Source organism: Micromonospora inaquosa (genome assembly GCF_003857055.1).
GTDB lineage: Bacteria > Actinomycetota > Actinomycetes > Mycobacteriales > Micromonosporaceae > Micromonospora > Micromonospora inaquosa.
The window spans coordinates 1-13,010 of record NZ_QGSZ01000328.1 but is presented as its reverse complement, the minus strand read 5'-3'; the positions used below and the strand labels follow the sequence as shown (position 1 = coordinate 13,010).

14 protein-coding genes are annotated in these 13,010 nt (G+C 70.7%); 5 read left to right on the top strand and 9 right to left on the bottom strand.

The genetic code is table 11. The features are described 5' to 3' along the window. Positions 1–49: 49 nt before the first annotated feature. Positions 50–907 (top strand): ice-binding family protein, encoded by an 858-nt coding sequence (locus DLJ59_RS30075; protein ID WP_244236303.1) that lies wholly within the window; start codon positions 50–52, stop codon positions 905–907. Between the two features lie 56 nt (positions 908–963). Here DLJ59_RS30075 and DLJ59_RS30070 read toward each other — a convergent pair whose 3' ends face one another. From DLJ59_RS30070 to DLJ59_RS36725, 5 genes are all read right to left on the bottom strand, one after another. After that, positions 964–2,460: a glycoside hydrolase family 130 protein gene (locus DLJ59_RS30070; RefSeq protein WP_341869655.1), complete on the bottom strand. Its 1,497-nt coding sequence runs from the start codon at positions 2,458–2,460 to the stop codon at positions 964–966. Further along, positions 2,451–3,455: a glycosyltransferase gene (locus DLJ59_RS30065; RefSeq protein WP_244236302.1), complete on the bottom strand. Its 1,005-nt coding sequence runs from the start codon at positions 3,453–3,455 to the stop codon at positions 2,451–2,453. Before DLJ59_RS30065 ends, DLJ59_RS30070 begins: the two co-directional genes overlap by 10 nt. A gap of 44 nt (positions 3,456–3,499) precedes the next feature. Continuing rightward, positions 3,500–4,636, bottom strand: a complete 1,137-nt coding sequence (locus DLJ59_RS30060; RefSeq protein WP_124776902.1) for a glycosyltransferase — start codon at positions 4,634–4,636, stop codon at positions 3,500–3,502. A gap of 116 nt (positions 4,637–4,752) precedes the next feature. Beyond that, positions 4,753–5,757, bottom strand: coding sequence for a glycosyltransferase family 4 protein (locus DLJ59_RS30055; protein WP_124776868.1), 1,005 nt, complete (start codon positions 5,755–5,757; stop codon positions 4,753–4,755). Further along, entirely contained in the window at positions 5,754–5,927 is a 174-nt protein-coding gene (locus tag DLJ59_RS36725) for a hypothetical protein (protein ID WP_167493907.1), read from the bottom strand. The genes DLJ59_RS30055 and DLJ59_RS36725 overlap by 4 nt, the downstream gene beginning before the upstream one ends. Positions 5,928–6,158: 231 nt before the next feature. Between DLJ59_RS36725 and DLJ59_RS30050 the strand changes: the two genes are divergently transcribed. Beyond that, positions 6,159–7,019: a low temperature requirement protein A gene (locus DLJ59_RS30050; RefSeq protein WP_124776866.1), complete on the top strand. Its 861-nt coding sequence runs from the start codon at positions 6,159–6,161 to the stop codon at positions 7,017–7,019. Between the two features lie 7 nt (positions 7,020–7,026). Here DLJ59_RS30050 and DLJ59_RS30045 read toward each other — a convergent pair whose 3' ends face one another. The 3 genes from DLJ59_RS30045 to DLJ59_RS30035 form a co-directional block, all read right to left on the bottom strand. After that, the gene (locus tag DLJ59_RS30045; RefSeq protein ID WP_124776864.1) at positions 7,027–8,058 is read right to left on the bottom strand and encodes a medium chain dehydrogenase/reductase family protein; all 1,032 of its coding nucleotides are present in this window, start codon (positions 8,056–8,058) and stop codon (positions 7,027–7,029) included. A gap of 87 nt (positions 8,059–8,145) precedes the next feature. Beyond that, positions 8,146–8,688, bottom strand: coding sequence for a TetR/AcrR family transcriptional regulator (locus DLJ59_RS30040; protein WP_124776862.1), 543 nt, complete (start codon positions 8,686–8,688; stop codon positions 8,146–8,148). A gap of 90 nt (positions 8,689–8,778) precedes the next feature. After that, the gene (locus tag DLJ59_RS30035; RefSeq protein WP_124776860.1) at positions 8,779–9,111 is read right to left on the bottom strand and encodes a nuclear transport factor 2 family protein; all 333 of its coding nucleotides are present in this window, start codon (positions 9,109–9,111) and stop codon (positions 8,779–8,781) included. Between the two features lie 106 nt (positions 9,112–9,217). Here DLJ59_RS30035 and DLJ59_RS30030 point away from each other — a divergent pair, with 106 nt between their 5' ends. Next, entirely contained in the window at positions 9,218–9,727 is a 510-nt protein-coding gene (locus DLJ59_RS30030) for a winged helix-turn-helix transcriptional regulator (protein WP_124776858.1), read from the top strand. Between the two features lie 182 nt (positions 9,728–9,909). Here the strand turns inward: DLJ59_RS30030 and DLJ59_RS30020 are convergent, their stop codons facing one another. Then, positions 9,910–11,487, bottom strand: coding sequence for an MFS transporter (locus DLJ59_RS30020; RefSeq protein ID WP_244236301.1), 1,578 nt, complete (start codon positions 11,485–11,487; stop codon positions 9,910–9,912). Between the two features lie 103 nt (positions 11,488–11,590). Between DLJ59_RS30020 and DLJ59_RS30015 the strand changes: the two genes are divergently transcribed. Continuing rightward, on the top strand, positions 11,591–12,070 hold the full coding sequence (locus DLJ59_RS30015) for a winged helix-turn-helix transcriptional regulator (protein WP_124776856.1): 480 nt from the start codon (positions 11,591–11,593) through the stop codon (positions 12,068–12,070). 362 nt (positions 12,071–12,432) lie between these two features. Then, a partial coding sequence (locus tag DLJ59_RS30010; RefSeq protein WP_124776854.1) for a DUF222 domain-containing protein occupies positions 12,433–13,010 on the top strand: 578 nt, incomplete at its 3' end.

Genomic DNA, 13,010 nt, shown 5'->3' with positions numbered 1-13,010 from the left:
GTGTCTGTCCGCACTGGCGGCCGTCGCCGCCAGTGGCACAGCCGCCGCCGTGCTTCTCGTCAGCGGCACCGGCGCAAGCGCCGCCGAAGCACCGGTGGGACTCGGGACGGCGGCGAACTTCTCCGTGCTGGCCGGCTCCACGGTCACCAACACCGGTCCAAGCTTCCTCGCCCAGAGCCTCGGCGTCAGCCCTGGCAACACCGCGCCCGGCTTCCCGCCGGGCATCGTCGGCGGGGAAACCCACCTCGGCGACGCCGCTGCCCTGCAGGCCAAGAATGACCTGACCACCGCATACAACGACCCGGCCGAGCTGGGCGGCAGCACGCTGCTCCCCGGGGTCTATCGGATCGGCGCCGCGCAGCTGACCGGAACCCTGACGCTCGACAGTCAGGGTGACCCGGCGGCGGTGTTCATCTTCCAGATCGCCTCGACGCTCATCACCGCGTCCAACAGCAGCGTCGTGTTCATCAACGGGCCCTCACCCTGCAACGTCTACTGGCAGGTGGGCAGCTCGGCCACGCTCGGCACCGGCACTCGGTTCATGGGGAACATCCTGGCGCAGGCCTCGATCACCATGAACACCGGCGCCACCCTCCAGGGCCGCGCCCTGGCACAGACCGGTGCCGTCACCCTCGACACCAACACCCTCAACGCCCCCGTCTGCCTCCAGCCGACGGGAACGCCCACCCAGACCTCGACCGGCACGCCAACCGGCCAGCCCACGGGCACCCCCACGGGCACACCGACCGGGCAGCCCACGGCACGGCCCACCCGCACAACGCTGCCCGTGACCGGCGGCAGCGGCGGCGTGGCCCTGCTGCCCGTCCTGACCGGCATCGGCAGCGTCGCCGTCGCCACCGGCGCGGCCCTGCTGGTCCTCGATCGACGCCGCAGGTCTGAGTCCTGACCGATGCGCCCCGGCTGCCGGTGACCAACCGGCCGCCGGGGCCGCACCACCGGCACTCATTCGCCCCAGTTGCCTGACAGTGGGGCCTCGACCATTGCGCTGAGAAGCGCGGACAGCGGCACGGTGGCAAATCCCACCCGCGCGTCACTCGCCCCGTACGGCACCCACAGCTCACCGTCGTGCACGAGCGCTCCACAGGAGTAGACGACGTTCGGTACGTACCCGTCCCGGTCGTTCTCGTCGGGTGCGAGCAGCGCACCGGGCAGGTGCGCGACGACCCGCTCCGGTGTGTACAGGTCGAGCAGGAGCGCACCGATCGCGTACCGACGCATCGGCCCCACACCGTGGGTGAGTACGAGCCAGCCGGCGTCGGTCTCGATCGGTGATCCGCAGTTGCCGACCTGGATCAACTCCCAGCTCTCGCCCGGTGCGTGCAACGGGGTCGGGGCCCGCCAGCGGCTCTCGCCGTCCAGAGCGGTCAGGCCGATGGTCTCGCCGTCGGCACGGCACAGTGCCAGGTGCCGGCCGCCGACGGTACGCGGAAACAGCGCCAGTCCCTTGTTCCGGGCACCCGGCCCGCGCATCGGGGTCATCTCGAACCGGCGCAGGTCGTCGCTGGCCAGCTCCCGGGTGGCGATGTTCCGGCCGTCGTAGGCGGTGTAGGTGGCCCGGTACACCGGCCCGGAGTCATCGACGAAGCGGACGAACCGCGCGTCCTCCATGCCGTTGCTCTCCGCCGGGGTGGCTGGCCAGAGCACCCGTTCGTGCAGGACCGTGTCGGCGGGGAAGGCCGTGGCGTAGCTACCGGCGTTGGTACGACGCAGTTGCTCGACGGTCCCCAACCCGGTGCTGCGCGAGAGCAGGTCGGGTGGCAGGTTGCCGAGCACCCGCTCGAAGGCGGCCTCGTCGTACCACTCGGGCAACGCGTTCAGCACCGTGGCCGCGACCTCGTTGTCGCAGTCCTCCTCGGCCAGGCCGGCAACGAGCAGGTCCCGGCGGTGCCGTACGCCCGTCCGCTGCCCGACGGCCAACGGCCCGGCCCGATCGGCGATCACGAGCTGTTCCCCCGGCCCGACGATCGCGGTGGCGAAACCGATCGAGGACACGTGACCTTCCCCGACCTGACGCAGGCTGACGGCGACGCGCAGCTGCCCGGTGCCGAGATCGGTCTGGTCCGGGTGGGCCACCATCGACGGGTTGCACAGGGCTGCGGCCTCGACGGCGTACTCGTGGCTGAAGTAGGCGCCGACCAGCAGCCGGCTGTTCGGCGAGAGATCCCGGGCCCGCGCGGCGCGGTGCCGGACCAGGTCGTAATGGTGGCGGAAGGTGCCGGCCAGGTCGCGGTGCCGGGCGCCGAACCGGTCAAGGGTGTCCCGCAGCAGTCGGGCAGTCTCCTCGTCGTCGAGGTGCGCGACCCGGTCGATGAGCGCCTGCGCGCGGGTCCGTACCACTGCGGCATCCTCACCCGGAACGAAGAGCTTGACGATGACACGGCGCGGATCCGGGGTGAGAGCGACGTGCTGCCGGACGGCCAGACCCTGGGTCACGACCACCGCCGGGCGTGCTGCAGGGTGGAGATGAGCGCGAGGGTGGACTCGGCGCCCTGGTTGAGGTTGGGCCCGTGCGCGGTCAGCCCGTCGTAGCCACCGCCGGTCGCCGGATCCCACATCGGTGTGCCGAGGTCGTTGTCGCCAAGGAACCACCCGACCGCCTGCCGCACCCCGTTGTCCCACTCTGAGTCGCCGGTGACCGTGGCCGCCGTGGCACAGGCATCGGCGAAGGCGGCGACCTCGATCGGTTGCTGGTCGTGGTGCAGCCGCACCGCGCCGCGCCGCCACCCCCCGGCGGGTACGACCGACATCCGCCCATCGCGGAGCTGGACATTGCGCAGCCAGGTCAACATGCGCAGGCCGTCGTCGAGAGGTGGGCCACCCTCGCGAAGCTGACTCGCGGCGATGACCACTTCGGCGAGGGCGGCGTTGGCGTACGTCAACTCTTGCCGCGGCCACGGCCACCCCGGATCGGAGCCCGGGGGGCCGATCGTGCTGGCCGCATCCGCCAGCAGGGATGCGGCGGTGACGTGACCCGGGTGACGACGGAGCACCTCGGCCGCGCCCAGACCGGCGAAGGCCATCGTGTGCGGGGCCTTTGCCCGCCGGGTGGCGCCCCGGCTGAAGGCGACCAGCGCCTCCTCGCGTACCCACGGGGCGGGGCTGCGGGCGACGGCCGTGCCCAGGCCCCACAGAGCTCGACCCCACCAGTCGCCGAGCCCTGGCTCGTCGGCCCAGCGCCGGTCGTGCCCGAGCCGGTTGCGGAACGCGCCGCCAGCGTCCTGCGCGTGGGTCAGGAACGCCAGGTATCGCTCTGCCAGCCGGAGCAGTTCCTCGCTCGGCTCCGGCTCGCGGCTGACGACCACCAGGCCACGGGCCACGTCGTCGGTGCAGTAACCATGCTCACGCCGGACGATGGCGTGCCGGGCGTGCTCGAACAGACCGGTGTCGTCGCTCAGTCGAGTCAGGTGCGCGAAGCTCGGCGCGGGTGCCGTCACCCAGCGCCCACCCGTTGACGTCCGGAGGCGTCCGGTGGTCGCGGTCACGCCGGCACGGCGGTGACGGCGGGTGAGCGGGCGTCGACGAGTTCTTCGGCGAGGGTGCCGTAGCGCGCCGCCACCGCAGGCCAACGCAGGTGCGCGGCGAGCGGACGAACCCGCCCGGCAAACCGGGCGGTCAGGCCCGGTTCGGTCAGGACCCGCCTGATCGCCTTGGCCAGTGCCGCCGGGTTCTGATGGGGTACGACCAGACCGGGCCCACCGGTCAGCAGCTCAACGGCGTGCGGGAACGCCGTCGCCACGACCGGCACCCCGGCGGCCACCGCTTCGATGAGTACGCCGGAGGTGACCTGTTCGCGGGAGTCGTAGGGCAGGACGACCACGTCGGCAGAGCGGATCAACCGGCCCAGCGCCTCCTGCTCGTGGTAGACGTCCTGATAGTCGACGGCGTGCGCGACGCCCAGCTGGGCGCCGAGCTGGTGCAGCCCCGCCCGGTACGCCTCACCGTGGTGCTCGATCACCTTCGGGTGGGTGCGCCCCGCCACCGTGTAGGTCGGAGTCGGGTCCAGGTCCTGCAACCGCGCCAGGGCCCGCAACGACCACTCGATGCCCTTGCCCGGCCCGAGTAGCCCCCAGGTCAGCAGGTGCGGGCGGGTACGCCGGTCGACGGGTACACCGGCAAGCTCGGCCGCGCCGTGCGGGATTACCGTCACCTTCCCCGCTGGCACGGCGTACCCGACGAGCAGCCGGTCGCGGGCGGTGTCGGTCATCGTGACGACCGCCCCGGCGGTCGCCACGATCTGCTCCAACAGGGATTTCTGCCGGGTCGAGGGCTGACGGAGCACGGTGTGCAGGACCACGATGCTCGGCACGCTGAGCCGCCGCAGCAACGGCAGAATCTCCTCGCCGTCGGTGCCGGGATAGATGCCGTACTCGTGCTGGACGATCGCCACGTCGTACGCGTTCAGGGCGGTCGCCGCCTCCCGCCAGCCGGCCGGGTCACGCGCCGACCAGGTGTGCACCACCCCGGGCACCGGCCGCTGGTCGTCGCCGTGATCGGTGACCCGGACGATGCCGCCGCGGGTGCCGTCGGCGGTCAACTGGGCGGCAAGGGCGGCGTTGAACGTGGCCAGTCCGCACCGGGTCGGTGGGTGAGTGCTGAGGAATCCGTAGCTGGGCATGAACGTCGGGCCTTCCGGTTGTCGGCCACCGCAGGAGTACGGGGTGAACCTCACGCGGGGACGGCGCACGCCGGTCAGCGTGTGTGACCGGCGAAACGGGGAGCGGTGCGGGTCGGTCAGTGGTGGACGAGCTGGTCGTAGACGGCGAGATAGTCGGTGACCATCCGGTCCGCGCTGAAGCGCTTCAGAGCCCGCGCCCGACACTCCACCCGATCGAGGCCGGCGACCCGGGTGATCGCTTCGACGGCCTGGTCGACGGTGGAGACGAGGAAACCCGTCACCCCTTCGTCGACGACCTCGGGCATGGACCCCCGCCGGTAGGCGACGACCGGAGTGCCGCAGACCATCGATTCCACGACCGACAACCCGAACGGCTCGTCGAACGCGATCGGGTGCAGCAGTGCGGTGCTGTCACCCAGCACCTCGGCACGCCGTCGCGGACCCACCGACCCGAGGAAGACGACTTGGTCGCCGTCGATGTGCGGGGCGACCTGTTCAGCGAAGTACCGCTCGTCCTGCACGATCCCGCAGATGGTCAGGCGCCGGCCGGCGCGGCGGGCGATCTCGATCGCGGTGTGGGTGCCCTTGTCCGGGTGGATCCGGCCGAAGGCGACCAGCCCAGGACCGGTCTCGTTGGTGAACGGCAGAGCGCCGGCGTCGACGCCGTGGTACACCGTGGCCACGTAGTCGAGCTCCGGTGCCCGGTCGGCGTCGGAGATCGACACGTACGACGAGCGGGCTCGGCCATAGGCGGGCAGGATCCCCGCGCCGGAGAAGCCGTGCACTGTGGTCAAAAGCGGCGCGCGGCAGTGTTCCGCGAACGCCAGGGGCAGCCAGTCCAGGTGACTGTGCACCACGTCGAACTGCGCCGAGCGGGCCATCGCGTGGGAGACGTGCATCGCCTCCCACACCCGACCGTCCAGGTCCGGGTCGTCCGCGTACCCCCGGGGACAGACTCCGTCGAGCTGGGCGGACGTGACCGAGTCCAGTGTCGCGAAGAGCGTCACGTCGAACCCGCGGCTGACCAGCCCTTCGGCGAGCAGGCCGGTCACCTGCTCCCACGGGCCGTAGTGACGTGGGGGCGTACGCCAGGCGACCGGTCCGAGCAGGGCAATCCTCAAGGGGAGGATGCGTCGACGAGATCAGCTGGGTTGAGGTTCAGGGTGGCGAGCAGCCCGCTGTGCTTCGCCGGGTCCACGCGCTCCGGCAGTTCGCGCTCGACCCAGTCGGCCCGGGCCTGCTGACCCCGCTCGCGAAGTGCGGTGACGATTCGGTCCCTGGCGATACTCATCTGGTACTCCCTAATTAAGGCACTCGGAACAATTCGCACGGAGGGTGAACCTGAGTGCGCGCGTCAGGCGACCGACCGGCGGACGCCGACGACGCGGTGACGGGTCGGTCGGGACTCGGTCCTCGATCAGCCGACACGCCCGGTACGTCGCGGCGATGAAGAAGATGAGCGGTAACGCCCCTAGTGGGCTGGTGGCGACGGCGTCTGGCGGCCACCAGGGTCCCGGGCGACATGTTCACCGTACGCCCTCGCGGTGCGCGGCTGCATGCGCACCAACAGCCGGGCCTGTCGGAGCGTGCTGCACAGCAGCCTGAATTCCGGCAGATCAAGGCGGCTGGCCAGCGGCTTTACCCAAGTTGCCGCCGAACCCTCATTAGCATTGAGAGTCCGGAGCACGTAGGCGGGCACCTGATGACGACCGACCAAGCGGTAGGGCTGACCCGCGAGGATGAAGGGCCCCAGCGGGCGACCCTGCTGGAGCTCTTCCTCGATCTGGTGTTCGTCGCCGCGCTGGGCGGTCGCACGCAGCAGCAACGCTCCCGTCGATTCATGTTCTGGTTCGCCGTGTCCGCCGTACCGTGGCTTGCCGGCGCCTTCGTCAGCGGTCCGACGCGGAGCCTGCTGTGGACCGCCGCGCTCGCGGTCGACTACGCGGCCGCCTGGCTTGTTACCCCACACCGGGCCCTGCTGAAAGCCGCCATCGAGGCTTCTCGGGACCCAGGCGGGTTCGTGCGATCCGCGCCCAACACCCACCTACTCATGGTGGCCGGCGTGGTGGCAGCCTCCGCCAGCTTCGAAGCCATCATCAGCGAGCCCGCCGGGGAGACGTCGCCGTGGTTGGCCGGCGTTCTCCTCGGCGGGCTCGCGCTGTTCCTGCTTGGACGCGCTCGGTTCGAGTACGAGGTGTTCAGCCGCGTATCGCCATCTCGATTTGTCGCGCTGCTCGTGCTGGCGGTCGTGGGACCCGTCCTGATGCTCACTCCCGCGCTGGTGGCCGGCCTCACCGCTACCCTGGTTCTCGCCGGAGTTGCCGTCGCTGACAGCATCCGGGCCCACGGAAGCCCGCCCGAACCACCCATGCCCTCGACGTAGTCGGTGATCAGGGCTCCAGCACCACCTTGCCGGCCCGGCTGCGGGCCTCGGCGAACACCAGCGCGGCGGAGACCTCGCTGAGCGGGTAGCGGGCGGCGATCTGCGGCACGATCACTCCCTGCCGCAGCAGGTCGAGCACCATGCCGAGGTCGGCGCGCAGACGACGGCGGAACGCGGCGCGGCGGGTGAGCTGACCGGCCCAGAAGTTGTAGAAACGGGCCCGGTGGCCGTTGGGCAGCGCGTTCCAGATGTAGAGGCGGGTGAGCAGCTTCACGAAGACCCAGACGACCGACTGCCCGGTGCCCACGGCGGCAGCGTTGCCGTAGACGACCAGCTTGCCGCCGGGGGCGAGCAGGGCGTACGAGGTACGTACGCCCGGACCGGCAACCGGGTCGAAGGCGGCATCAACGCCACCCGGCGACAGCTCGCGGACCCGGGCGGCCATGTCCGGGTCGCGGTAGTCGAGCGGTTCGACGCCGAGTTCACGCAGCCCGGCGTGATGCCGTGCGGCGGCGGTGCCGATGACCCGCAGGCCGAGGTGTCGGCCGAGTTGGACGAGCACGCTCCCGACGCCGCCGTTCGCGCCGTGCACGAGGATGGTCTGCCCGGTCTTCAGGTCGGCGTCCCGCAGCATCTGCCAGGCGGTCACCCCGTTGACGACGACGGTCTCGGCCTCGGCGGGGTCCAGGCCCACGGGTACGGGGGTCAGGGCGTCGATGTCGACCAGCGCGTACGTGGCCCAGGCACCGGTCTTGGTGACCGCCGCCACCCGGGTGCCGAACAGCGCGTCGCCGCCGCCGGGACCGATCGCCCGGACCGTGCCGACGAGGTCGTAGCCGGGCACGAACGGGAACTTCGGCTGGCCGGGATAGAGAGCGTGGCGCATCTGCTGCTCGGCGAACGAGATGCCGGTGGCCTCGACCTGAACGAGCGCCTGCCCCCGGGCGGGGGCAGGCATCGCGCGTTGGTGCAGCCGGAGGCCGTCGGGGTCCACCACCCCGGGCAGCACCACTTCGGTGATCATCGTGTCGGTGGTCATCGGATTCTCCTTTGTTTGTGAGTGTGCACTCACACACGTCGCGAGTTCAAGAAGTGGGCCGCCGAAGCGGCCCTGCATCGGGTTCGTTCAGGGGTGGCGAATGCCGGTGGTCAGGGCACGGGCCCAGGGCTCCGGGATCTGGTCCAGGCCGGCGGTCACGATCAGGTGGCACAGCTGGCCGTAAGCGAAGAACTGCTGCACCTGTGCATCACTGGCGCCAGCCCGATCCTGCACGAAGGTCGCGATCCGGCGGTAGCCGGCCCGCACCGCCTCGGCGACTTCCGGGATATCCGTGACGGCCTGCGCCTGCACCTGAAAGAGCAGAAGATCGCGATCGGCGATCAGCTTCGCGTAGGCGTCGCCCATGGCCTCGAGGATCTCCGCCGGGCTGTCGCCCCCGGCACGCTCCGCACCCGCCTCGATCGCGGCGGCGATCCGGTCGAAACACGCTCCGGCCGCCGCCACGAACAAGCCGAGCTTTCCGGAGAAGAGCCGGAAGACGTACGCCTCGGAGATGCCAGCGGAGGCGGCCACGGCGGTGACCGGGGTGGCGTGGAAGCCGGCGCGTGCGAACACCGACACCGCGGTGTTCAGGACGGTGACCCGACGGGCCTCGGCGGTGGATCGCATGTATGTAAGTGTGCACTCACAAACAAGCGTCGTCAAGTCCGTCGCCCTGTCATCACGTCCGCCGCTCGGCCGTCCCGAGCCCGGCGGCCGTCAGGGCGCGATGCGCAGCAGCCGGATCGCGCTGTCGTCGTAATCGCTGAAGCGGTACCGGAGGCCGGCGAACGGGCTGCCGGGAAAGTCACCGGTGATCGTCGCGGTCACGACGGTGCCGGCGGGAGTGGCCTCGACGTCGGTGATCTCGTACGACACCAGCGGCACGGCACGGCGCCACTGACGGATGGCCTCGATGCCCCGGTACTCGGTCGACTCGTCTTCGACCACGGCGTCCTCGGCGAAGAGGGCGAAGTAGTCCTCGGAGTCAGGCTGGCCGGCGAGCTCGAAGTAGCGGCGAATGACGGCTGGTGCGGCCTGAGTGGCAGTCATGGTTTCGCGTCCCTCCCGGACGTGGCTGAGCACCCGTCGTATGGTTACTGCTGAAATAGCACCTACTAACTTCGACATTAGCATCTAATCGGGAGAGGGCACGGTTGTGGCCGGAAAGATCCGCTTGGAGGACCGCGAATGCCCGCTGTCCAGCGCGCTGGGCCACGTGGGCGAGTGGTGGACGCTGTTGATCCTGCACGATGCCTTTGACGGCTACACCCGATTCGATCAGTTCCAGGCCAACCTCGGCGTCTCGTCCAGCATCCTGACCAGCCGACTCAAGACCCTCACCGGTCAGGGGTTGCTCGAACGTCGCCGCTACCAGACCAGGCCCGACCGCTACGAGTACGTCCTCACCGACCTCGGCCGCAGCCTGCGGCCTGTCGTCGTCGCCCTCGCCGCCTGGGGCAACTCACGCCTCGATCCGAGCGAGCGCAGCATGATCCTCGTCGACCGGACCACCGGGGTGGAGGCCGACCCGCTGATCGTGGACCGCAACACCGGTCGCCCGCTCGACGACGCCGACTTCGTGTTCGCCGCCGGCCCGGCCGCCAGCGAGACCATGCGCAAGCGCTACGAGCACATCCCCACCCAGGCGGCCCCGCAGCAGCCCTGACCGGCTCACTCCAGCGGATAGAGGCGGGCCGTGGCGTCCGGCACATCGCCACCAACGACTTCTGCGGGCCCGTCGTGGTCAGCAAGCTGATCCGCGAGGCGCTGGTCCCGTACCTCGAGGATCTGCACCGTGGCGGCGGCCGGCCTGAAGCTGCCGGCCGGCGCGATCGACGCCTTGACTGCCTAGTGCTGGTGCGGCCGGTTCCGGATGAGGGTGAGCGCGAGCACGGCGGTGACGAGGAAGACGACGCCGTTGATCCGCAACCCGGCCTGGACACCTGAGGTCAGCGCCTCGGCGATCGCCGCCCGAACCGGGTCGGGCAGCGGTTGGTCGCCGTTGGCACCGGAGGCCACCGCCGCCTGCACTGCCGTACGGGTCGGTTCGCCGACCTGGTGTGCGGCGAGCCGACCCGGCAGGTCGGCCACCATCGTGGTGGTGAGGAGCGTGCCGAGCAGGGACGAGCCGAGCACCGAGCCCACCTGGCGGGCGGCGTTGACCGCCCCGGAGGCCATCCCGGCCTGGGCGGGCGCGACGCTGGCCAACGCCGCCGCCGTCGCCGGGGCCACCACCAGAGCGCTGGCCGCGCCGAACAACACGAACCAGACCCAGCGGTGACCGAACGACGTGGTCGGCCCCTGGTTCGCCAGGGCGAAGCTCGCCACCGCACCGAGGACCAGGCCGAGGGTCAACGGCGCCTTGAAGCCGGTACGACGAATCGCCCGTCCGGCACCCAAGGCGACCAGCACGTAGGTGCCGAAGAGCACCAGCATCCGCCAGCCGGTGTCCAGCGGGCTGAGCGCCTGGGCACGTTCGTGGAAGAGGACCAACAGGATCGCCACGCCGGTGAAACCGAACAGCGACACCGCACCGACGACCATGACGGCGCTGAACGACGCGGACCGGAACAGTCGTACGTCGAGCATTGGCGCACTGGTCCGCAGTTCGACCAGCACGAACGCGATCAGTGCGACGACCGCGACGACCCAGGCCGTCGACACCACCGGGCTGGTGTAGCCGACCTTGCCGCCCTGGATCAGCGCGTAGACGGCGGCCGCGATGGCGACGGTGCCCAGCAACAGGCCGGGTACGTCGAGTCGGGCGGGGTTCGGCCGGGACTCGGCCACCCCGATACCGGCGACGACGAGGGTGACCAGGCCCAGCGCGATCGTCGACAGGTAGACGCTGTGCCACTGGTAGTGCCGCAGCAGAATGCCGGCGATGAGCGGGCCGATCGCGAGCCCGATGCCGGACGCCGCCGACCACGCGGTGATGACCTCGGTCCGTCGGTGCGGATCGGTGAAGGTCGCGCCGAGGATCGCCAGGCTGTTCGGCAGGATCAGGGCCCCACCGAGACCGGCGACCAACTGACCGACGATCACCCACGCGACGGTCGGAGCGCCAGCCACAACGGCTGCGCCGACGATCATCGCGACCACACCGGCACTGAACATGCGCTTACGCCCGTAGCGGCTGCCCAGGGTGGCCGCGGAGAGCACGACGCTCGCCACCATCAGGGTGTAGGCGCTGGGGATCCAGACCAGGGCGGTCGGGTCGACCCGCAGGTCCTGCTGGATCGTGGTCAGGGCGGAGACCGTCGCGGTGATCTGCAGGAACGTGATCATCGCGCCCAGGCACATGGCGATCAGGGTCACAGGGCGGGAGCCACGGAACGATGAGCGGGCGGTGGCGGCCGGCAGGGTTGCCGCACCTCCGGGCGGGGTCTTTGCGGGCGGGGTCTGGGCCGTGGTGCTGGTAGTCACGGAAGATCCTTCAGGCCGATGGTCTGACTTGCGTTTGCTGAAGTCAGCGCGACCCAGTGAAGCACCTGGCTAACTCTTCCGCAAGTCAGGTAGGCTGGACGGCATGACGGACCTACGGGACGATCGCGATTCCTGGTCGAGCGAGAACTGCTCGGTGGCCCGGGCGATGGACATCGTGGGCAGCAGGTCGACGGTCCTGATCCTGCGCGAGGCCCTGCTCGGCACGCGCCGCTTCGACGACTTCGTCCGCCGGGTCGGCGTCGGCGAGCCCGCCATGGCCGCCCGACTCAAGGAGATGGTCGCCGCCGAACTGCTCGAACGAATCCCCTACCGGGAGCCGGGGCAGCGCACCCGACACGAGTACCAACTCACCCGCAAGGGCCGCGAACTCCTGCCGGTCATCACCGCACTGCGCAACTGGGGGGACACCTGGGCCGCCAACGACACCGGCCCGTCCGTCATCGCCACCCACCACGACTGCGGCGAGCCGATCCGCGCGGTGCTCCGCTGCGCCGCCGGCCACGACATCACGGACGGCGACGTCGACATCATCCCCGGCCCGGGCCTCGTCCGGCGCGACTGACACCCGGGTCACGACCACACCGGCACCTCTGCGGCACCCGGGTCACGACCGCACCCGGCACCCCCGCGACACACAGAGTCACGACCGCACCCGGCACCCCCGCGGCACCCAGGTCATGCGGCAACCCAGGTCGGGAGACCCTTCCTGGCCGCCCTTCCTGGCCGCCCTTCTCTGCCGCATGGGCCGCAGAGCCGCCAGCGGCATGGCCGAGCGAGTGACAGCGTCCACCTACTACGTTCTGCGAAGCGGAACTGCCGGGGCGTATTCAGCCGCAGCACGGCATCGCAGCCCAACGTCGACCGCTGCTCGACCAATCGATCATGATGACTGAAAACGTCGTACACCTGTTCTAGTCTCGGGTCATGGTCGAGGAGTTGGCGCAGGCAGACGACGCGGTCGCCGCCTGCGTCGACACCGCCACCTGGGCCCTTACGGAGCACGACCTGATCGCCGCGCTCGACGCCGCGCACCGCCTCGAGCAACGTCTCGCCGCGGTGAAGCTGGCCCTGATCCGCGAACTCGACGGCCGCGGCACCGCCACCGCGCAGGGCGCCTCGTCGACCGCGGTGTGGCTGCGCGAACGGCTGCGCCTCACCATCCCCGCCGCCCGCCGTCTCGTCGACCTCGCCGCCGTCCTGGATGCCGGCAACCCTGGGATACGACAAGCGCTAGCTGACGGGCAGATCACGGTGGACCAGGCCCGGGTCATCGCCGACACGGTCAACACCGTGCAGACCACCGCTGGTCCCGAGGCGGCCGACAAGGCCGTCGGTGTGCTCACCGACTGGGCCGGGCAGTTCGACCCCACCCACCTGCGCACACTCGGCACCCGCATCCTCGAGCACGTCGCCCCCGACCTCGCCGACGCCGCCGCCCACGCCGCCCTCGACGCCGAAGCCGCCCGCGCCACCCGCGACCGGCACCTCACCCTCTCCACCCT